The 18130-nt window shown below is 63.9% G+C and carries 19 protein-coding genes and 2 pseudogenes; 14 read left to right on the top strand and 7 right to left on the bottom strand.

The features are described from left to right. Window positions 1-140: 140 nt before the first annotated feature. Both CAG41_RS05050 and def read left to right on the top strand, forming a co-directional pair. Complete coding sequence (locus CAG41_RS05050; protein WP_085580580.1) at window positions 141-1091, top strand: YihY/virulence factor BrkB family protein; 951 nt, start codon at window positions 141-143, stop codon at window positions 1089-1091. A gap of 2 nt (window positions 1092-1093) precedes the next feature. Next, entirely contained in the window at window positions 1094-1633 is a 540-nt protein-coding gene (def, locus tag CAG41_RS05055) for a peptide deformylase (RefSeq protein ID WP_085580581.1), read from the top strand. 158 nt (window positions 1634-1791) lie between these two features. Here def and CAG41_RS05060 read toward each other — a convergent pair whose 3' ends face one another. Continuing rightward, window positions 1792-2211, bottom strand: a complete 420-nt coding sequence (locus tag CAG41_RS05060) for a GNAT family N-acetyltransferase (RefSeq protein ID WP_085580582.1) — start codon at window positions 2209-2211, stop codon at window positions 1792-1794. Window positions 2212-2331: 120 nt separating this feature from the next. Between CAG41_RS05060 and CAG41_RS05065 the strand changes: the two genes are divergently transcribed. From CAG41_RS05065 to CAG41_RS29110, 6 genes and pseudogenes are all read left to right on the top strand, one after another. After that, window positions 2332-3273, top strand: a complete 942-nt coding sequence (locus CAG41_RS05065) for a fatty acid desaturase (protein WP_085580583.1) — start codon at window positions 2332-2334, stop codon at window positions 3271-3273. Between the two features lie 62 nt (window positions 3274-3335). Beyond that, the gene (locus tag CAG41_RS05070) at window positions 3336-4127 is read left to right on the top strand and encodes a phosphate/phosphite/phosphonate ABC transporter substrate-binding protein (RefSeq protein WP_085706751.1); all 792 of its coding nucleotides are present in this window, start codon (window positions 3336-3338) and stop codon (window positions 4125-4127) included. 126 nt (window positions 4128-4253) lie between these two features. Then, a complete protein-coding gene (locus tag CAG41_RS05075) occupies window positions 4254-4802 on the top strand; it encodes a sigma-70 family RNA polymerase sigma factor (RefSeq protein WP_085629577.1) in 549 nt (182 codons plus the stop codon). Then, the gene (locus CAG41_RS05080) at window positions 4799-5812 is read left to right on the top strand and encodes an ABC transporter substrate-binding protein (RefSeq protein ID WP_085706752.1); all 1014 of its coding nucleotides are present in this window, start codon (window positions 4799-4801) and stop codon (window positions 5810-5812) included. Before CAG41_RS05075 ends, CAG41_RS05080 begins: the two co-directional genes overlap by 4 nt. Before the next feature lie 686 nt (window positions 5813-6498). Continuing rightward, a pseudogene (locus tag CAG41_RS29105) lies at window positions 6499-7164 on the top strand (PAS domain-containing protein); the annotation flags it as partial. Between the two features lie 117 nt (window positions 7165-7281). Further along, a pseudogene (locus tag CAG41_RS29110) lies at window positions 7282-7713 on the top strand (methyl-accepting chemotaxis protein); the annotation flags it as partial. Window positions 7714-7843: 130 nt separating this feature from the next. On the opposite strand, the gene CAG41_RS05090 reads toward CAG41_RS29110, so the two are convergent. Continuing rightward, a complete protein-coding gene (locus tag CAG41_RS05090; RefSeq protein WP_085706753.1) occupies window positions 7844-8398 on the bottom strand; it encodes a hypothetical protein in 555 nt (184 codons plus the stop codon). 152 nt (window positions 8399-8550) lie between these two features. Further along, window positions 8551-8985 carry a PACE efflux transporter gene (locus tag CAG41_RS05095; RefSeq protein ID WP_085706754.1) on the bottom strand — a complete coding sequence of 145 codons (435 nt, stop codon included), beginning with the start codon at window positions 8983-8985 and terminating at the stop codon, window positions 8551-8553. 120 nt (window positions 8986-9105) lie between these two features. Between CAG41_RS05095 and CAG41_RS05100 the strand changes: the two genes are divergently transcribed. Beyond that, window positions 9106-9978: a LysR family transcriptional regulator gene (locus CAG41_RS05100; RefSeq protein ID WP_085580644.1), complete on the top strand. Its 873-nt coding sequence runs from the start codon at window positions 9106-9108 to the stop codon at window positions 9976-9978. 103 nt (window positions 9979-10081) lie between these two features. Here CAG41_RS05100 and CAG41_RS05105 read toward each other — a convergent pair whose 3' ends face one another. Next, the gene (locus CAG41_RS05105; RefSeq protein ID WP_085706755.1) at window positions 10082-11113 is read right to left on the bottom strand and encodes a LacI family DNA-binding transcriptional regulator; all 1032 of its coding nucleotides are present in this window, start codon (window positions 11111-11113) and stop codon (window positions 10082-10084) included. A 215-nt stretch (window positions 11114-11328) separates the two neighbouring features. On the opposite strand from CAG41_RS05105, the gene CAG41_RS05110 reads away from it, so the two are divergent. Beyond that, window positions 11329-11862 carry a gluconokinase gene (locus tag CAG41_RS05110; protein ID WP_085580599.1) on the top strand — a complete coding sequence of 178 codons (534 nt, stop codon included), beginning with the start codon at window positions 11329-11331 and terminating at the stop codon, window positions 11860-11862. 82 nt (window positions 11863-11944) lie between these two features. Then, a complete protein-coding gene (locus tag CAG41_RS05115) occupies window positions 11945-13297 on the top strand; it encodes a GntP family permease (RefSeq protein ID WP_085580601.1) in 1353 nt (450 codons plus the stop codon). Between the two features lie 118 nt (window positions 13298-13415). Here CAG41_RS05115 and alaC read toward each other — a convergent pair whose 3' ends face one another. Next, window positions 13416-14633, bottom strand: a complete 1218-nt coding sequence (alaC, locus tag CAG41_RS05120) for an alanine transaminase (protein WP_085580603.1) — start codon at window positions 14631-14633, stop codon at window positions 13416-13418. Between the two features lie 139 nt (window positions 14634-14772). Between alaC and CAG41_RS05125 the strand changes: the two genes are divergently transcribed. The 3 genes from CAG41_RS05125 (at window position 14773) to CAG41_RS05135 (ending at window position 16805) form a co-directional block, all read left to right on the top strand. Then, complete coding sequence (locus CAG41_RS05125) at window positions 14773-15435, top strand: LysE family translocator (protein ID WP_085580605.1); 663 nt, start codon at window positions 14773-14775, stop codon at window positions 15433-15435. A gap of 68 nt (window positions 15436-15503) precedes the next feature. Next, complete coding sequence (locus CAG41_RS05130) at window positions 15504-15998, top strand: GyrI-like domain-containing protein (RefSeq protein WP_085580608.1); 495 nt, start codon at window positions 15504-15506, stop codon at window positions 15996-15998. Window positions 15999-16316: 318 nt separating this feature from the next. Continuing rightward, window positions 16317-16805 (top strand): GNAT family N-acetyltransferase, encoded by a 489-nt coding sequence (locus tag CAG41_RS05135; RefSeq protein ID WP_085636640.1) that lies wholly within the window; start codon window positions 16317-16319, stop codon window positions 16803-16805. Window positions 16806-17010: 205 nt separating this feature from the next. On the opposite strand, the gene CAG41_RS05140 is transcribed toward CAG41_RS05135, so the two are convergent. Both CAG41_RS05140 and CAG41_RS05145 read right to left on the bottom strand, forming a co-directional pair. After that, window positions 17011-17616: a pyridoxamine 5'-phosphate oxidase family protein gene (locus CAG41_RS05140; protein ID WP_085580612.1), complete on the bottom strand. Its 606-nt coding sequence runs from the start codon at window positions 17614-17616 to the stop codon at window positions 17011-17013. A gap of 19 nt (window positions 17617-17635) precedes the next feature. Next, a complete protein-coding gene (locus tag CAG41_RS05145; RefSeq protein ID WP_085706756.1) occupies window positions 17636-18115 on the bottom strand; it encodes a GNAT family N-acetyltransferase in 480 nt (159 codons plus the stop codon). Window positions 18116-18130 lie beyond the last annotated feature (15 nt).

Here is an 18130-nt window from a genome sequence, read left to right on the forward strand (position 1 = left end):
AAGGATGGCCGTTTTTTGTGCCGTTCACCTGCGGTCACGGAACACGGTGTTTCAACGGCGCCAAGTAAGCTACCTTGATGAAAGAGCACGGCCCCTGAGTCGCCACGACTTGAACCTGTTTGCGGCGAAAGGAGACGCGAATGATTTTTCCGGACATGAAAGGTCTGCCCCTGCACCGGGTGATGGTGCGCACGGTCACTGAATTCATCGCCGACGAGATGTCGACCTATGCCTCGGCGCTGGCCTACCAGATGCTGTTCTCGCTGTTCCCGTTCATCCTGTTCCTGATCGCCCTGATCGGTTTCCTGCACCTGCCGGACTTCTTTTCCTGGCTGCGCCTGCAATCGGAGCTGGTGCTGCCGCCCCAGGCGTTGGAGCAGGTCAACCCGGTGATCGACCAGTTGCAGCAGTCCAAGGGCGGCTTGCTCTCGGTGGGTATCGTGGTCGCCCTGTACACCGCGTCCGCCGGCGTGCGGCTGATGATGAGCGCGATGAACGCCGCTTACGACGTCGTCGAGGGCCGGCCGATCTGGAAGCGCTTTCCGCTGTCGGTCATCTACACCGTCGGCATCGCCGGGATGCTGCTGGTGGCCGCCGCGCTGATGGTGCTCGGGCCCCAGGTGATGGGCTGGATCGCGTCGCAGGTGGGGCTGGAGGAAGCGGTCGTCACGGTGTGGACGATCGCCCGCTGGCCGGTGATCGTGATCCTGATGATGGTCGCGGTGGCGGTGATCTACTACGTGATGCCCGACGTCAAGCAGGAGTTCCGCTTCATCACCCCCGGTTCGGTGCTGGCGGTGGTGGTCTGGATCGTCGCCTCCCTGGGCTTCGCGTTCTACGTCAAGACGTTCGCCAACTACAACGCGATGTATGGCAGCATCGGCGCGATCATCGTGCTGTTGCTGTACTTCTACATTTCCGCGGCGGTGCTGCTGCTCGGCGCGGAGATGAACGCGGTGATCGAACACATGTCCAGCGAGGGCAAGGATCCGGGCGAGAAAGTCCCCGGCGAGCTCGCCGAACATCCCAAACAACACGTTTCCGGCCTGGGGCGCGACCATTCGCTCAAGCCGAACGCAGACGAAGCCTGACCATGATCCGTGAAATCCTGAAGATGGGCGACGAGCGCCTGCTGCGCATCGCGCCGCCGGTGCCGGCCGAGATGTTCGACACCCCTGAACTGTGGCAATTGATCGACGACATGTTCCAGACCATGGAAAGCGTCGGCGGCGTCGGGCTGGCGGCGCCGCAGATCGGCGTCGACCTGCAGCTGGTGATCTTCGGCTTCGAGCGCAGCGAGCGTTATCCGGACGCCGAAGCGGTGCCGCAGACGATCCTGATCAACCCGCTGATCACGCCGTTGAGCCCGCTGACGGAAGAGGGCTTCGAGGGCTGCCTGTCGGTGCCCGGCCTGCGTGGCGCGGTGGATCGCTATCAACAGATCCGCTACGAAGGCGTCGACCCCAAGGGCCAGCCGATCGTGCGCACGGCGTCGGGCTTCCATGCACGGGTGGTGCAGCATGAGTGCGACCACCTGATCGGCCGGCTGTACCCGTCGCGCATCACCGATTTCAGCAAGTTCGGTTTCACCGAGGTGATGTTCCCCGACCTCGATCCCAACGCCGACGACTGATTCTGGACCTGCAGGCGCCCGCCTGCCGGCGATGGCGGCGCGTCCGTCGAGGAAGAGGTGGCTGACATTGCGCTATCGCCAGCAGGCTGGCTCCCACAGGAGAATCCTGGCCAATCAGCCAATCAGCCAATCAGCCAATCAGCCAATCAGCCCGCCGGTCAGCTCCGACGCGGCTCAAGCCCCATCGCAATCATCGGCTTGCTTCGCGCATAGCGGCTCAGGCGTTCGGCCAGGGCGTAGGGCAGGGCGGTGTCGACGCTGAACCCGTGCCGCTCGTAGAAACCCCGCAAGTCCGGATGGCAGAACAGCCACACCGGTTCATCCACACCGCTCACCGCTTGGGCCATCAGCCGGGCCGCCAGGCCCTGTGCGCGGCAGTCGGGAGCGACGAACAAGCCGGTCAGCCAGTGCCCGCCGGCCACCGGCCGCAGGCACAGCGCGGCGACGATCTCTTCGCGCCGGGCCACCCACAGCTGCGCTTCGCGCACGGCTTTCATCGACGAGCCGTGGGTACGGTAGAACTTGTTCATCAGCGGCCAGGACAGGGCGTCGAGCCGGGCGTACAGGGTGTCGGGCATGGCGGGGCACCGGGCTGGCGAAAGGGGCGGATTATACGGCGCGCATCCCTGAAAAAATAATCTGCAAGATTGGCGAGGGCCGTTGCACAGAAGGAGGTGAATCCTGTGCCGAGCCTTGCCATGACCCACTATTTCGACGATGACCATCGCCAGCAGATCGAAGCCCTGCGCCGACGCTTCACCGCCCGCACCGAATGGCCGACCTGGCTGCTGCTGATCGGCGTTTACGGTGCCTGGTTCGCGGTGGTGCTGGGCAGCGGTCGGCTCGGTCTGTGGTGGAGCACCGCGCTGCTGATCCCGTTGCTGGTGCTGTGGCTGTCGGTGCAGCACGAACTGCTTCACGGCCACCCGACCCGTTGGGTGGCGCTGAACAAGCTGCTGGGCTATGCGCCGTTCGCGGTCTGGTATCCGTACACCCTCTACCGCGACAGTCACCTGCAGCACCATCGCGACGAACACCTGACGACCCCCGGCATCGACCCCGAGAGCCGCTACCTGAGCGCCGAACATTGGCGCGGCAGTTCGCTGCTCGGGCGCAGCCTGCACTGGCTGAACAAGACCGTGCTCGGCCGCTTCATCCTCGGCGCGCCGCTGGCGTTGCTGGCGCTGGCCGGTGAAGAGCTGCAACGCCTCAAGCGCGGCGAGCGGCAGGCCTGGCGCATGTGGCTGACCCACGGCGCCCTGACCGTGCTGATGCTGGTGTTCATCGCCCGTTGCAGCGTGCTGCCGGTGTGGCATTACCTCTTGCTGATCAGCGTGCCGGCGCTGTCGGTGGCGATGATCCGCTCCTACTACGAACACCGCCCGCACGTGCGACCGGAGCAGCGCACCGTGCTCAACGAGGCGGGATGGCCATGGCGCTGGCTGTTCCTGAACCTCAACTTTCACTTGGTGCACCATGACCTGCCGAAACTGGCGTGGTACGACCTGCCCCAGGCTTACCGGATGCGCCGGGCGCAGTGGGTGGCGCGCAGCGGCGGGTTCGTGGTGCAGGGGTACGGGCAGTTGTGGCGCAGGCATGGGCTCAAGCCGATCGACAGCCCTGAGCATCCCTTTCACTGATCCACCGCCATCGCGAGCCGGCTCGCGCCTACACAGGAAACTCGCTGAATGGATGACCGTTCATGACCCGACGCCACGCCGAACTCTTGATGTACACGGCCCCGGAACCGATCCGCGCCGCCAACGAACGCTGGTTGGCGCAGATCCTCGACCACCTGGGCCATAGCCGGCTCAGCGCCGAAGGCCTGTCGCTGCCTGAGCTCTGGCTGTCCCCCGATTTGCTGTTGGCCCAGACCTGCGGCTATCCGTTGATGACGGCGTTGAACGGCCGGGTGCGCCTCGTCGGACGGCCCCGCTACGAACTGCCCGACAGCGGCGCCGGCCACCATTGCAGCCTGATCCTCGCCCGGGCCGCCGATCCGCGCAGCACACTGGCGGACTTTCGCGGCAGTCGCGGGGTGATCAACAGCGACGATTCCAACAGCGGCATGAACCTGCTGCGCCAGCGCCTGGCGCCGCTGCAACGTGAGGGAAGGTTCTTCGGATCGGTGGGGCACAGCGGCGGCCACCGCGAGAGCCTGCGCTGGCTGCGCGAGGAGCGCGCGGATCTGGCGGCCATCGACAGCGTGACCTACGCCTACCTGGCGCGACATGCCGCCGTCGAGGTCGAGGGGCTGCGGGTGGTGGAGCTCAGCGAACCGAGCCCCACCTTGCCTTTCATCACCCGGATCGGCGCCACGGACGAACAGGCCGAGAACCTGCGTCAGGCAATGAACCGGGCGCTGAGGGCGTTGCCGGACGTGGCGCAGACCCTCGGCCTGCCGGAAGTGCTGCCGGCCAACGAAAGCGATTACCGGATCCTGCTCGGCTATCGGGACGAGGCGCAGGCGTTGGGTTATGGCCATGTGCAGTAGCGGGTTCATCAATTCAAATCTGGAATATAAAAATTCTTTTTGAGTATTTTTAACGCATAAGGCGGCTTGCTAGGATCGCGCCACCGGACAACCGGACATACCGCGACCCTAACCCAAGGAGCCCACATGTCCGGCGCCGTCCTGTCCCGTCGTCACCCCGTCGAAGGCCTGTTCCGGGCCCATTACCGCTGGCTGTGCGCTCGCCTGCGGCAGCACCTGAGCGACGATGCCGGCGTCGAGGACATCGCTGCCGAAACCTTCGCCCAATTGCTCGAGTCCTCCGGCCCCGACGCGATCCGCGAACCCCGCGCCATGCTCACCACCATCGCCCGGCGCCTGCTGTACCAGCGTTGGCGGCGGGCCGACCTAGAGCGGCGTCACCTCAATGCCCTGCACCTGTGCGAGCCGCAGGCCTGCGCGTCTCCCGAAGAGCTGGCGCAACTGTCGCAGGCTCTCGGCTGTCTGGACCGCAGCCTCAAGCGCTTGCCGGGCAAGGTGCGCTCGGCGTTCCTGCTGGCCCGCGTCGATGGCCTCACCTACCCGCAGATCGCCGCCGAACTGGGCATTTCCCAGCGCTCGGTCAGCGACTACATGACCCGTTCCCAAGCCCTGTGCGACCGCCACAGCGCCAACCAACCCCTGATCCGCCCCCTACAGAACAAGAGGTCCGCATGAGATCGATCAAAACACTGCTCGGTGGTTCGCTGCTCGCCCTGAGCCTGACCGTCGGCCACGCCGTGGCCACCGAGAGAACCGCGCCGATCCATTTCGGCGACATCACCTGGGAAAGCGGCAGCTTCATCACCGAAGTGCTGCGTCTGATCGTCGAGAAGGGCTACGGCTACCCGACCGACACGTTGCCGGGCAGCACCGTCAGCCTGGAAGCGGCGCTGGCGAAGAACGATATCCAGGTGATCGGCGAAGAGTGGGCCGGGCGCAGTCCGGCGTGGGTCAAGGCGGCCGCCGAAGGCAAGGTGTTCGGCCTGGGCGACACGGTCAAGGGCGCCACCGAAGGTTGGTGGGTGCCGGAATACGTGATCAAGGGCGACCCGGAGCGCGGCATCAAGCCATTGGCGCCGGAGCTGAAGTCGGTGGCGGACCTGCCGCTCTACAAGGACGTGTTCCGCGATCCAGAGGATCCGAACCGCGGGCGTTTCCTCAACAGCCCGACCGGTTGGACGTCGGAGATCGTCAACAGCCAGAAGCTCAAGGCGTACGCGCTGACCGACAGTTTCGTCAACTTCCGCACCGGTTCCGGCGCGGCGCTGGATGCGGAAGTGGCGTCGTCGATCAAGCGCGGCAAGCCGGTGCTGTTCTACTACTGGTCGCCCACGCCTTTGCTGGGCCGCTACAAACTGGTCAAGCTCGACGAGCCGCCGTTCGACGCCGAAGCCTGGAAGACCCTGGCCGACGCGAGCAACCCCAACCCCAAGGGCACCCGTTCGATGCCGGCCAGCCTGGCCATCGGCGTGTCGGCGCCGTTCAAGGCGCAGTACCCGGACCTGGTGGCGTTTTTCGAGAAGGTCGATTTTCCCATCGATCAGTTGAACCGCACCTTGGCGGGCATGAGCGAGAAACGCCAGCCGCCGCGCCAGGTCGCCGAAACGTTCCTGCGCGATCAGCCGCAGGTATGGACACCGTGGGTGCCGGCGCAGGTGGCCAGCAACGTGACGGCGGGCCTTTGAAGTTCACTGACGGGCAAATAGGGTGGGCGCCGGCCTGCTGGCGATGGCTTCCGTCAAAACGCCCCTTGGCCTGATCCATGTTGTCGCTCCGGCAGGTCTGGAGCAGGGGCGACACACTTCACCCGGTTTCCTTCTCCGCGTCCCTTGCGCTGAACCGTTTCTTGTTCATTTCGCCCTCGGTACTGGCCGACTAATGGCCTTGCGCCGGGTATTGCCCTGTCTATGCTCACGTGTAACTAACTATGTCGATCGCAACTCAATGCGATTCGACCGCAAACAGTTAGTGGCTGAACAATAGCTGCCAGAGTGCGCAATTAAAGGCACCGACACTGTACCGACAAGGAGCATCTGTTAAATGGAAGTTCTCGTGCATGTTAGGGTTGGCCCGCGTGCGGGCTATCAAGAGAAGGATGTCTTGATAAGAACGTCGCCACAGGGACGCTCGGATTAAACATCATTTATCACCTGACAACTTCCTCCCGTGGAGGAAGGCGTGTGCCTGTTCTGTGGAACGTAGTGGTGGATCTTGAAAGACCTGAACTTTCATCAAATCAAAAGACCGCGCGGAAGGTGACAGAAACATGTTCAACCTACATCACAAGGCTGACCTGCAGGAAATCGAACGTTTCAGTTGTGCCCTGACCGAAGCCAACGCCAAGTTGGCGGCCATCAGTGGGTCGATGGCCATGATCGAATTCACCCCCGAAGGCATCGTGCTGGATGCCAACGAAAACTTCTGCCGGACCATGGGCTACGGTGCCGACGAGGTGCGCGGCAAGCATCACCGGATCTTTTGCGAGGAAGCGTTCTACCGCAGCGAAGAGTACGCGAAGCTGTGGCGCGACCTGGCCCGTGGGGAGCCGATCAGCGGTACGTTCCTGCGCTTGCACAAGAGCGGTCGGGAAATCTGGCTCGAAGCCAGTTACATGCCGGTGTACGGCCCGGACAAACAAGTGCGCAGCGTGATCAAAGTGGCGTCGGACATTACCGACCGCGTCAACAAGGAGCACGAAGAGGAAAACATGCTCGCGGCGATCGGCCGATCCATGGCGGTGATCGAGTTCACGCCCGAAGGCAATGTCATCACCGCCAACGAGAACTTCCTCAAGACCATGCAGTATTCGCTCAATGAGATCATCGGCCACCACCACAGCCTGTTCTGTCACCGGGCCGAGGCCGAGTCGGCGCAGTACAAGGCGTTCTGGGCGTCGCTCAACCGCGGCGAATATCACTCGCACCGTTTCGAGCGCAAGAACAAGTCCGGGCAGACGGTGTACCTCGAAGCCTCCTACAACCCGCTGTTCGACGCCAAGGGACGGTTGTACAAAGTGGTGAAGTTCGCCAGCGACATCACCCACCAGATGAACACGTTGCAGACCGCTGCGGAGTCGGCCCACAGCACTTCGGTGCAAAACGACGCCTGCGCGCAAAAGGGTTCGCAGGTCGTGCAGCAGACCGTGCAGATCATTCAGGACATTTCCCGCGACCTCAACGAGGCGGCGCTGAGCATCGATGCGGTGAGCAAGCAGTCGGACATCATCGGCACCATCGTCCAGACCATCCGCGGCATCGCCGACCAGACCAACCTCTTGGCGCTCAACGCGGCCATCGAGGCGGCGCGGGCGGGGGAGCACGGGCGCGGGTTCGCGGTGGTGGCGGACGAGGTGCGCAGCCTGGCGGCGCGGACCAGTCAGGCGACCCTGGAAATCGTCGAAGTGGTGCGCAAGAACCATGACCTGTCGTTGAGCGCGGTGTCGAGCATGCAGTCGAGCCTGAGCCGCACCGGGCTGGGGGTGGAGCTGGCGAACGAGGCGGGGGATGCGATCCGCGAGATCCAGCAGGGGTCGCGGCATGTGGTGGATGCGATCAGCCAGTTCAACGAGACGTTGCAGTTGAACTGACGCCATCGCCGGCCGGCTCGCGCATTGTCTTGCGGCGGCCGCGAATTCGGCGTTCACCTACGATCCCTGTGGGAGCCGGCCTGCTGGCTTTGGCTCCCACGGGGTTTCCTTTACGACCGATTCAAGGGGCTCAGAGCGAGGCGAGGAACTTGTCCGCCATCTTGTCGCTGTCCTTGATGTCGTTGACGTTCTCTTTGTCCGATTGCGCCAGTTTCATCTTGTCCTGCAGGCGCTGGGCGATTTCCTTGGCCACGGCCAGTTGCTTCTCCGGCGGCATGTTTTTGATGTCGTCCTCGGTCAGGCCCATTTCCTGCAGGATGCTGTCGCGCAGGCGCTGCTCCGGCGACTTGCTCATGTAGTCCTTGAACTCTTCGGTGGCGGTCTTGGCGCCGACCTTGGTGTTGGAGGCGTCGGTGGTCTGCAGGCCGACGCGGGTCTTGGCGAAGGCTTCGTCGACGTTGTCGCTGATGCGCGCGGCCTCGCTGACTTGCTGGGTGACGACCTGGGTCGCCGAGTCCTGCACCTTGGCGGTGGTTTCGGCATTCTGCGCCTGAGCCTGGGCTTGCAGGGTCTGCAGCATCGGGGCGAGGCCGCCTTGCAGACCGGCGGCCGCAGTGGTGGTGGCATCGTCATTCAAATGCTTGGGCAGATGGATGATTTGCTGTTGTTTGGCACTGACCAACATGATGGATTGACCTGTAGGTAATGACTGTCGGGTTAACTTCAGCAATTACCGTGCCTTCTTTTAAATTCAATATTTTCAATGGGTTGAGTGCGGCTGCAGCTTTCTGGGCGGTCAGCCTTTGCCGGTCGGCGGCAGTGGCTGACCGTTGTCCCTCACGCCACCGGATCCGGCAACGCCGAGGCCGGCAGGCCGAACACCCGGTCGAACAGCCAGTTGAAGGCAAACGTGTAGCAGGGGATGAACACGATCAGCGCCAGGTCCAGCAGGAAGGCCTGCACCAGGCTGATGTCCATCCACCAGGCGATCAGTGGAATCAGGAACACGATCAGCGTCAGCTGGAAACCCACGGCATGGGCGATGCGCCGTTTGACCGTGCGCGTGCGGGACTTCTGCAGGCTTTCCCAACGCTCGAAGAGCGAGGTGTAGATGAAGTTCCAGGCCACGGCGATGGTGGTGATGATCACCGCCAACGGCCCGGTGCTGCCGGGGGAGGTGCCGGACAATAGCGCCAGGCCGAGGGCGGAGAAGGTCATGCCGATCACTTCGTAGAGCGACACATAGACCAGTTTGCGTTTGACGCCTTGCATGGGGATTGCCTCTTTCTTGCGACTGACGGCCAGCGGGGCTGGCCAAGTCGGCGAAAGATAGCTTCAATGTTCATGACAGAAAAAGTCAGAAGCTTTCAGGTTTATTGATAGGTGATGGGTTTGAATTTCAGCAGCGACAGCATCGAACTGTTCCTGGCGGTGATCGAGCGCGGCTCGTTTTCCGCCGCCGCCCGGGCCTTGGGCAAGGTGCCGTCGGCGGTGAGCATGGGCATCGGCAACCTGGAGGCTGAACTTGGCTATCCGCTGTTCGACCGCCATCACCGCGAGCCGCAGCCCACGGCGATGGCCCTGTCGCTGGTGCCCCACGCACGTCTGATCGCCGAACAGCTCAAGCAGTTGCAGGTGCACGCGGTGCAGTTGTCGTTGGGGCTGGAGAGCAGGCTGTCGATCGGCGTGGCGGCGGACATCGACCGGCGCCGGCTGATGGCGGCGATCAAGGTGCTCGCCGGACGCCATCCGCTGCTGGACGTCGAAGTGCTGACCGCCCCGCAGGATGATGTGCTGGCGATGCTGCACAGCGGTCGGGTCAGTGTGTGCCTGGCGTTCGCCGGGCTGAGCATGAACGTGCTCGAGCGGTTTCAGTTCGTCGGCAGCGAACGGATGATCGCCACCCTGGCGGCGGACAGTCCGCTGTGGCAAGGGCAGGACCTGTTTCTGGAGGATCTGGTGCACGTGCGGCAGATCGTCGTCGCCAGCCGCGACCTGCCGGTCAGCGACACCCGCCCGCTGGTGGCCGAGTCCCACTGGCGCACCGACAGCCTGGCCACGGCCCTGGAGATGGTCGAGGCGGGGTTGGGCTGGGGCAACTTCCCGTTGTCGGTGGTGCAGCCGTGGCTCGATGCGGGGCGGCTCAAGCGGCTGAACTTTCGCAACATCGAAAACGGCCTGGTGCTGCCGGTGCATGCGGTGTGGCTCAAGCGCCAGCCCTTGCAGAAGGGGGCGCTGGCGTTGGTCGAGTTGTTGGGCTCCTGAGCCCGGCGGATTGCCCCTGTAGGAGCGAGTCTGCCCGCGATGGCGATCGGTCAGTGACCGATGCCGCGCTGACGCGCCGCTATCGCGAGCAGGCTTTTCGCGGTCAGGTGCTTTCGCGGACCTTCAGTTCGAAGCCCATGTCCTCCACCGGCCGGGCGACGTTGTTGCCGGCCATCAGGGTCAGCATCTGTTCCGCCGCGCGCCGGCCGATGGCCTCGCGCGGGGTGCTGATGCTGCTCAGGCGCGGCACCATGTGTTCCGAGGCGGGCAGGTCGTTGAAACCGAGGATCGCCACCTGTTCGGGCACCTTGATCCCGTGGCGCAGGGCTTCGAGCAAGGCGCCCTGGGCCAGGTCGTCGTTGCCGAAGAAGATCGCGTCGACGTCCGGGTGCGTCGCCAAGAGTTGCAGGAACAGCTCGCCCCCCAGGCCCACGGACGAGGCGCGCGGGGTCAGTACCTCCAGGTCCGGGTCGTACAGGCCGGCCTGCTGCACGGCGCGGCGGAAGCCTTCGCCGCGCAGCAGGGTGCGCTGGTCGAGCTGCGCGCCGATGTAAGCCAGGCGCTTGCGCCCGCGGGACAACAGGTGCTCGGCGGCGGTCTCGCCGGCGCTGAGCTGGGAGAAACCGACGCAGTTCACCCCGGCGGCGCTGTCCAGTTCCATCATGTAGACGCAAGGGATGTTGCTGGCCTCGATCATCCGCCGCGAGCTTTCGGTGCGGTCGAAGCCGGTCAGCAGCAGGCCGCGCGGCTGGTAGGCCATGTAGTTGCGCAGCAGTTTCTCTTCTTCGTCGCGGGAGTAGTGGAAGTTGCCGATCAGCACTTCGAAGCCCTTGGGCGTCAGCACCCGATGAATGGCTTCCAGGGTGTCGATGAACAGCAGGTTGGACAAAGAAGGCACCAGCACCACCACCGAATGGCTCTGGGCCGAGGCCAGGGCGCGGGCGGCGGGGTTGACCACGTAGTTGAGGTCGAGGGCGGCTTTCTGCACCTTTTCCACCAGTTCGGTGGCGACGGTGCTGACCCCGCGCAGCGCGCGCGATGCGGTGATCGGGCTGACCCCGGCCAGGCGGGCGACTTCATTGAGGGTGGGACGGCCGGTGGTGCGGGTGTTTTTATCGTTCTTGGGGGTGGTCATCGGGCGGCTTGCCAAACAAAAATCAAGGCACTAAGGTAGCGCTGTCCTTTTGCAGCTGCAAATGCGTGAGCGAGGCTTGCCTGATCCTCGCTCTTTGGCGTGGGGCATCAACCTGCTGCAACCCAAAAAAACGACAAGAAGGCGTCGGCAATGTCTGCCTGTGCACTAGAGTCATAGCTAGCAAAGGTAGCGCTGTCTGCGCGCTGAGGTGTTACATGAATCATCCCATCACCGCCCTGGTCATCATGGGCGTTGCCGGTTGCGGCAAGACGTGCGTCAGTCAGGCCCTGTGCCAGTTGAGCGGCGCCACTGCCATTGAAGGCGATACTTTCCATCCGGCCGCGAACATCGACAAGATGAGCGCGGGGATCCCCCTGAACGATGAAGACCGCGCCGGCTGGCTCGACAGCCTGTGCGAAGAGCTGCGCCGCGTCGACGCATTGGGCGAGCGCCCGGTGCTGACCTGCTCGGCCCTCAAGCATGCCTACCGCGAACGCTTGCGCAGCGCCTTGCCGGGCCTGGGCTTCGTGTTCCTCGAACTGACCCCCGAAGTGGCCGCCGACCGCGTGTCCCACCGGCCGGGCCACTTCATGCCGGCCACGCTGATCGAAAGCCAGTTCGCCACGCTCGAATCGCCCAAGGGCGAACCGCTGACCCTGGCGCTCGACGCCTCGGTGCACAGCGTCGACGAGCTGGCCGCCCAGGCCCACCAATGGTGGCTGGCCAACGGTCTGAAACAGGCGGTATGACTGTGTTCGAAGAGATAGCGCTGTCCTCCCGACTTCTGATCAACCCGCTTTAATAACAACAACAAACCAGGAGACACCCCCTATGTTTGGCATGTCCCACGACGCCTACCTGCTGCTCGATGCAGTGGTCACGGTGATCGGGCTTATCGTCCTGATCACCAAGTTCAAGATCCACCCCTTCATCGCCCTGACCATCGCCGCCGCGTTCCTCGGCCTGACTTCCGGCATGCCCATCGGCACCATCATCAAGGCGTTCCAGGACGGCTTCGGCGGCGTGCTCGGTTTCGTCGGCATCATCCTGGCGCTGGGCACCATGCTCGGCAAGATGATGGCCGAATCCGGCGGCGCGGACCAGATCGCCCAGACCCTGATCCGCGCCTTCGGCAAGGAGCGGGTGCAGTGGGCGATGATGTTCGCCGCGTTCCTGGTGGGCATTCCGCTGTTCTTCGAGATCGGCTTCGTGCTGCTGATCCCGCTGGTGTTCATCGTCGCCCGGCGCACCGGCGTGTCGATCATCAAGATCGGCATCCCGCTGCTGGCCGGCCTGTCCGCCGTGCACGGCCTGGTGCCGCCGCACCCGGGCCCGCTGCTGGCCATCGGCGTGTTCGGCGCCGACATCGGCAAGACCATCCTGTACGGCCTGATCGTCGCGCTGCCGACCGCCATCATCGCCGGCCCGATCTTCGGTACGTTCATCGCCAAGCACATTCCGGGTCACCCGAACCAGGAACTGGTGGACCAACTGGCCCGCGAGACCGATTCGACCGACCTGCCGAGCTTCGGCATCACCTTGCTCACCGTGCTGCTGCCGGTGTTCCTGATGCTGCTCAAGACCTTCGCCGACGTGGCGCTGCCGGACGGCCATTTCTTCCGCACCTGGATGGACATGATCGGCCACCCGATCTCGGCCTTGCTGCTGGCGCTGCTGCTGTCGCTGTACACCTTCGGCTACAAGCAGGGCATCGGCTCGAACCAGATGCTCAAGTGGCTCGACGCGAGCCTGGCGCCGACCGCCGCGATTATCCTGATCATCGGCGCCGGCGGCGGCTTCAAGCAGATGCTGGTGACCAGCGGCGTGGGCGACGTGATCGGCCACATGGCGGTCAGCGCGCAGATCTCGCCGATCCTGCTGGCTTGGCTGGTGGCGGCGGTGATCCGCATCGCGACAGGTTCGGCCACCGTGGCGACCATCACCGGCGCCGGCATCGTGGTGCCGGTGGTGGGGATGATCCCGGGCGTGAACCGTGAGCTGCTGGTGCTGGCCACCGGCGCCGGTTCCCTGATCCTGTCCCACGTCAACGACGCCGGTTTCTGGCTGGTCAAGCAGTACTTCAACATGACTGTGGCGGAAACCTTCAAGACCTGGACGGCGATGGAAACCATCCTGTCGGTGGTCGGCCTGGGCTTCATCCTGCTGCTGTCGCTGTTCGTGTAAACGATCCGGCAGGCACAAAAAAACCGCAGCAACGCGGTTTTTTTGTGCCTGAAGCCATGGGACAGGGATCTTTCGCGGCGAGGGAGCAAGCGCCCTCGCCACATTGAGTGCCGCCAGATCAGGCGCCGGTCTTCGGGGCCAGCCCGTCCGCCCGGAACATCCCGCGGATCCCGCGCACGGCCTGGCGGATCCGGTCCTGGTTCTCGATCAGGGCGAAGCGTACGTGGTCGTCGCCGTACTCACCGAAACCGACGCCCGGCGACACGCAGACCTTGGCCTCGGCCAGCAGTTTCTTGGCGAACTCCAGCGAACCCAGGTGCGCGTAGGCCTCGGGGATCTTCGCCCAGACGTACATCGAAGCCTTCGGGTTCTCGACCATCCAGCCCAGTTCGTGCAGGCCCTTGACCAGCACGTTGCGCCGCTGGCGGTACTGCTCGGCGATGTCGCGCACGCATTGCTGGTCGCCTTCCAGCGCCGCGATGGCCGCCACCTGCAGCGGGGTGAAGGTGCCGTAGTCGTGGTAGCTCTTGATCCGCGCCAGGGCGCTGACCAGTTCCGGGTTGCCGACCATGAAGCCGATGCGCCAGCCGGCCATGTTGTAGCTCTTGGACAGGGTGAAGAACTCCACCGCGATGTCCTTGGCGCCGGGCACCTGCATGATCGACGGGGCCTTCCAGCCGTCGTAGACGATGTCGGCGTAGGCCAGGTCGTGCACCACCAGCACGTCGTACTGCTTGGCGAGGGCGATCACCCGTTCGAAGAAGTCCAGTTCCACGCACTGGGCGGTGGGGTTGGACGGGAAGCCGAGGATCATCATCTTCGGTTTCGGGATCGAGCCGCGGATGGCCCGCTCAAGCTCGGCGAAGAAGTCCACGCCGGGCACCAGCGGCACCGAGCGCACCTGGGCGCCGGCGATCACGGCACCGTAGATGTGGATCGGGTAGCTCGGGTTGGGCACCAGCACCGTGTCGCCCTGGTCCAGGGTCGCCAGCATCAGGTGCGCCAGGCCTTCCTTGGAGCCGATGGTGACGATGGCTTCGCTTTCCGGATCGATGTCGACCTCGTAGCGTTCCTTGTACCAGTTGGAGATCGCCCGGCGCAGGCGCGGAATGCCCTTGGACGTCGAGTAGCCGTGGGTGTCTTCGCGCTGGGCGACGGTGACGAGTTTCTCGACGATGTGCGGCGGCGTGGCGCCGTCGGGGTTGCCCATGCTCAGGTCGATGATGTCTTCGCCACGGCGGCGGGCGGCCATCTTCAGCTCGGCGGTGATGTTGAAGACGTAAGGGGGGAGTCGATCGATGCGCGCAAAGCGGCGCGGCGAACCTTGTTCAGCCATTGTTGCCTCGGATAACGTAAGCGCCCGGAACCGTCCGAGCGACGCTGGTCACTGCGGTGACCTGTGGCGGAAGATAAGGGCAGCGGTGGCAGACTGTCCAGCGTGCACGACAACAATTTTTTCCCAAGGAAAACGGTCAATGGAATTCACCAGCGGCTTCTTGCTGAGCCTTTCGCTGTGCCTGGATATCGGCGTGGCCAACATCGCGATGATCACCCTGGCGATGCAGCGCGGCTATTTTCAAGGCTTCGCGCTGGGCCTCGGCACTTGCGTCGGCGATTTGGTCTACGCGGTGCTGGCGCTGGCGGGGATGACCGTGCTGCTGCAGTACGAAACCGTGCGCTGGACGCTGTGGATCGGTGGCTCCGCGCTGTTGGTCTACTTCGCGGCGAAGATGATCTATTCGGCGATCCACCACGAAGCGCTGCTGGCCGAGACGGCGCAGGTGAGCCAGAACTCCCACCGCAAGGAATTCTTTCGCGGGATCTTTCTCGCCATGTCGTCGCCCAGCGCCATCCTCTGGTTCGCGGCGGTGGGCGGCACGTTGATCGCCCGCTCCGGTGGCGGCGGCCCTTTGAGCTCGGCGCTGTTCCTCGGCGGTTTCCTGTGCGCCGGGCTGTTGTGGTCGGCGGGGCTGTGCTTCGCCGCGAGCCATGGCGGCAAGCTGCTGGGTGACAAGCTGTTGCGCTACTCCTACCTGGCATCTGCAGCGATCTTCTGCTATTTCGCGGTCTACGTGATCGTATCCGGCTATAACGAATTCGTCGGTTCCGGCGCCGCCGAGGCCTTGCATTCGCTCTGAATGTGCGAATCGGGTTTGGCTTCTATACTCCCAGCCGAACCCACTTTTTTCGTTCAAGGAGTCGAGTCATGGATGAGCAGAAACGCGTCGAAGTGGCTGAACCTCGCTTCGAACATGGACACTTCCTGCTGATTGCAGGTTTTCGCGATCGCTTCACCAAAGAGACTGTTCAAGACATCCCCGCGCTATGGGAAAAACTGATTCCGCACATCGGAAACATTCCGGGGCAGAAGGGCGAAGTGACCTACGGCGTCTGCAGCAATTTCGACGGCAACGGCGGTTTCGATTACATGGCCGGGGTCGAAATCCGCAAGCTGGATGACTTCCCGCAGGAAAAGTATCCGTGGATCGAAATCCTTCCGCGCCAGTACGCGGTGTTCGAACACAAGGGTTCGCTGGATCTGTTGCCGCAGACCATTGACTACATCTACAACACCTGGCTGCCGGCGTCCGAGTACAAAGGGCTCAACGCCCCGGAGCTGGAACGCTACAGCGCCGATTTCAATCCGAAGCTCAAGACCGGCAAGCTGGAAATCTGCGTCCCGGTCGAAAAGAAGACCTGATCGGCCATCGGCAGCGCGAATCCGATTCGCGCTGCCGGTCGAGCCTTACTTGCCCTTGATCCGTCGTGCCCGCCACAGGTCGATGCCCAGGGTGACGAAGCCGAAGAAGCTGATGCCCAACACCATCAACAAACCGATTTCCACGCTGCTCATAAACGGTTCCCCCCCTCGGGTGATCAGAGACAGGCGTCAGGAATAGACCGTCCCGAATCCGAAGAAAAGCGCTTTTACGCAGGCTTTACGGCGCCCATGCGGATCGATATGAACACCTTATTCCTTTATTCTTGGCGGCCCTGTCTTCACTGATTCCGAGCCGCCATGAACCCCGTCATCCGCCACGTCACCGCTGCCGACCTGGATCGCTGCTACGCCATCGAAACCCTCGCCTACGAAGGCGATGAGGCCGCCACCCGCGAGAAGATCGCCACGCGCATCGCCACCTGGCCGGACGGTTTCATCGTCGCCGAGGTGGACGGCGTCGTGGCCGGGTTCGTCAACGCCGGTGCGGCGTTCGAGGTGCAGATGTCGGACGAGGCCTTCAAGGAACTGATCGGCCACGACCCGGCCGGCCCCAATGTGGTGATCATGTCGGTGGTGGTGCACCCGGACTATCAGGGGCAAGGCCTGGCCAAGCTGCTGATGACCGCCTTCATCGAGCGCATGCGCGGCCTGGGCAAGGCGACGATCCATCTGATGTGCAAAGAGCGGCACATCCCGCTGTACGCCGGGTTCGGTTTTGCCTACATCAAACCGTCCGAGTCCGACCACGGCGGGATGGCGTGGCATGAGATGATCCTGACGCTCTGAGAGCGGTGTTGGCTGACAGGCCGCTATCGCGGGCAAGCCCGCTCCCACAGGATTTCTTTGTGGGAGTGACGATGCGTTGATGCCATCGCCAGCAGGCTGGCTCCCACATTGGATCGGGGTGATCGCAGACTCTGCATCCGGCCGAGTCCCCTGTGGGAGCGGGCTTGCCCGCGATGGCGTCATTGAAGACACCGCATGACTTCGCTCAGTACAGCGTGCTCTGCACCCGCGCCGGCGCTTCCCGGTCGTAGGCTTCGGCGTCGAACTGGCCATCGTTCAGGCGCTTGTGGAAAGCCCCCGCACTGGGCAGCGCCGAGCGCGGCAGGTGGGTGTCCGGGTTCCACGCATCCGAGCGCACGAACGCTTTGGCGCAATGGAAAAACGCCGCCTCCACCGTCACCAGCAGGACCGTGCGCGCCGGCTTGCCGTTGACCGCGAAGCTGGCCAGCAGGTCGGGATCGGCGCTGATGGCGGCCGTGCCGTTGACCCGCAACGTCTCGCCGATGCCGGGAATGATGAACAGCAGCGACACCCGCGGGTCGTGCAGCACGTTGCGCAGCGTATCGATGCGGTTGTTGCCCGGCCGGTCCGGCAGGGCCAGGGTGCGTTCGTCGAGGATCCGCACAAAGCCTGCCGTGTCGCCGCGCGGTGAACTGTCGAGGCCGTCGGCGCCCACGGAGCTGACGATCACCAGCGGCGAGAGCCGCACCATCGCCTGGTAGTCCTCGTTGAGAAAGCCAATCTGCTTGCGCACCGCACGTTCGTGGGGCAGGCCGTAAAGGGCTTCCAGGGCTTCAATCGAATCGATCATCGTGCATCCCTCCACGGTTTCAGAACACCAGGCCCATGCGCCGTTCGTAGCCGACCCGGCCCAGGATCGCCTGACCGCTGTCGACGAAACCGTGCCGGGCATACAGCGCGATGGCCGCATCGTTGTCGGCGTCCACCGCCAGTTGCAGGCCCTTGATCTGCGGCCAGGCCTGGCGCGCGGCCTCGGGCAGCGCTTGCAGGCAGGCCTTGCCGTAGCCACGGCCCTGGGCACGGTGGTCGACCTGAAGCGCATGCAGGGTGGCGCTGTGCTCGTCGGCCCATTCCGGCATCGCCGGCGGGCGCTTGAGCAGCAGGAAGGCGACGGGCACGCCGTCGTCCAGCAGGGCAAAACCCTTCACGCCGGCATTCGTGCGCAGGGTCTGCAGGGCGGTGTGGATGTCGCCGGAAAACTTGATCTGCCCGGGGTGGATTTCGATCGTCTCGATCTGCTGACGCTGGGCGGCATTCAGGCTGTCGTACGGCACGAGTTTGGCTGACACGGGAATTTCCTTTTT

Origin of the sequence: Pseudomonas sp. B35(2017) (assembly GCF_002113645.1) — a bacterium.
Taxonomy (GTDB): domain Bacteria; phylum Pseudomonadota; class Gammaproteobacteria; order Pseudomonadales; family Pseudomonadaceae; genus Aquipseudomonas; species Aquipseudomonas ekonensis.

Excerpts from the sequence above, each read along its gene's own strand:
- CAG41_RS05050 (WP_085580580.1), top strand. The coding sequence starts at position 141 with ATGATTTTTCCGGACATGAAAGGTCTGCCCCTGCACCGGGTGATGGTG.
- CAG41_RS05140 (WP_085580612.1), bottom strand. The coding sequence starts at position 17,616 with ATGATCGATTCGATTGAAGCCCTGGAAGCCCTTTACGGCCTGCCCCAC.
- CAG41_RS05075 (WP_085629577.1), top strand. The coding sequence starts at position 4,254 with ATGTCCGGCGCCGTCCTGTCCCGTCGTCACCCCGTCGAAGGCCTGTTC.
- CAG41_RS05110 (WP_085580599.1), top strand. The coding sequence starts at position 11,329 with ATGAATCATCCCATCACCGCCCTGGTCATCATGGGCGTTGCCGGTTGC.
- CAG41_RS05115 (WP_085580601.1), top strand. The coding sequence starts at position 11,945 with ATGTTTGGCATGTCCCACGACGCCTACCTGCTGCTCGATGCAGTGGTC.
- def (WP_085580581.1), top strand. The coding sequence starts at position 1,094 with ATGATCCGTGAAATCCTGAAGATGGGCGACGAGCGCCTGCTGCGCATC.
- CAG41_RS05060 (WP_085580582.1), bottom strand. The coding sequence starts at position 2,211 with ATGCCCGACACCCTGTACGCCCGGCTCGACGCCCTGTCCTGGCCGCTG.
- CAG41_RS05070 (WP_085706751.1), top strand. The coding sequence starts at position 3,336 with ATGACCCGACGCCACGCCGAACTCTTGATGTACACGGCCCCGGAACCG.
- CAG41_RS05125 (WP_085580605.1), top strand. The coding sequence starts at position 14,773 with ATGGAATTCACCAGCGGCTTCTTGCTGAGCCTTTCGCTGTGCCTGGAT.
- CAG41_RS05090 (WP_085706753.1), bottom strand. The coding sequence starts at position 8,398 with ATGTTGGTCAGTGCCAAACAACAGCAAATCATCCATCTGCCCAAGCAT.
- CAG41_RS05135 (WP_085636640.1), top strand. The coding sequence starts at position 16,317 with ATGAACCCCGTCATCCGCCACGTCACCGCTGCCGACCTGGATCGCTGC.
- CAG41_RS05065 (WP_085580583.1), top strand. The coding sequence starts at position 2,332 with ATGACCCACTATTTCGACGATGACCATCGCCAGCAGATCGAAGCCCTG.
- CAG41_RS05130 (WP_085580608.1), top strand. The coding sequence starts at position 15,504 with ATGGATGAGCAGAAACGCGTCGAAGTGGCTGAACCTCGCTTCGAACAT.
- alaC (WP_085580603.1), bottom strand. The coding sequence starts at position 14,633 with ATGGCTGAACAAGGTTCGCCGCGCCGCTTTGCGCGCATCGATCGACTC.
- CAG41_RS05105 (WP_085706755.1), bottom strand. The coding sequence starts at position 11,113 with ATGACCACCCCCAAGAACGATAAAAACACCCGCACCACCGGCCGTCCC.
- CAG41_RS05080 (WP_085706752.1), top strand. The coding sequence starts at position 4,799 with ATGAGATCGATCAAAACACTGCTCGGTGGTTCGCTGCTCGCCCTGAGC.
- CAG41_RS05095 (WP_085706754.1), bottom strand. The coding sequence starts at position 8,985 with ATGCAAGGCGTCAAACGCAAACTGGTCTATGTGTCGCTCTACGAAGTG.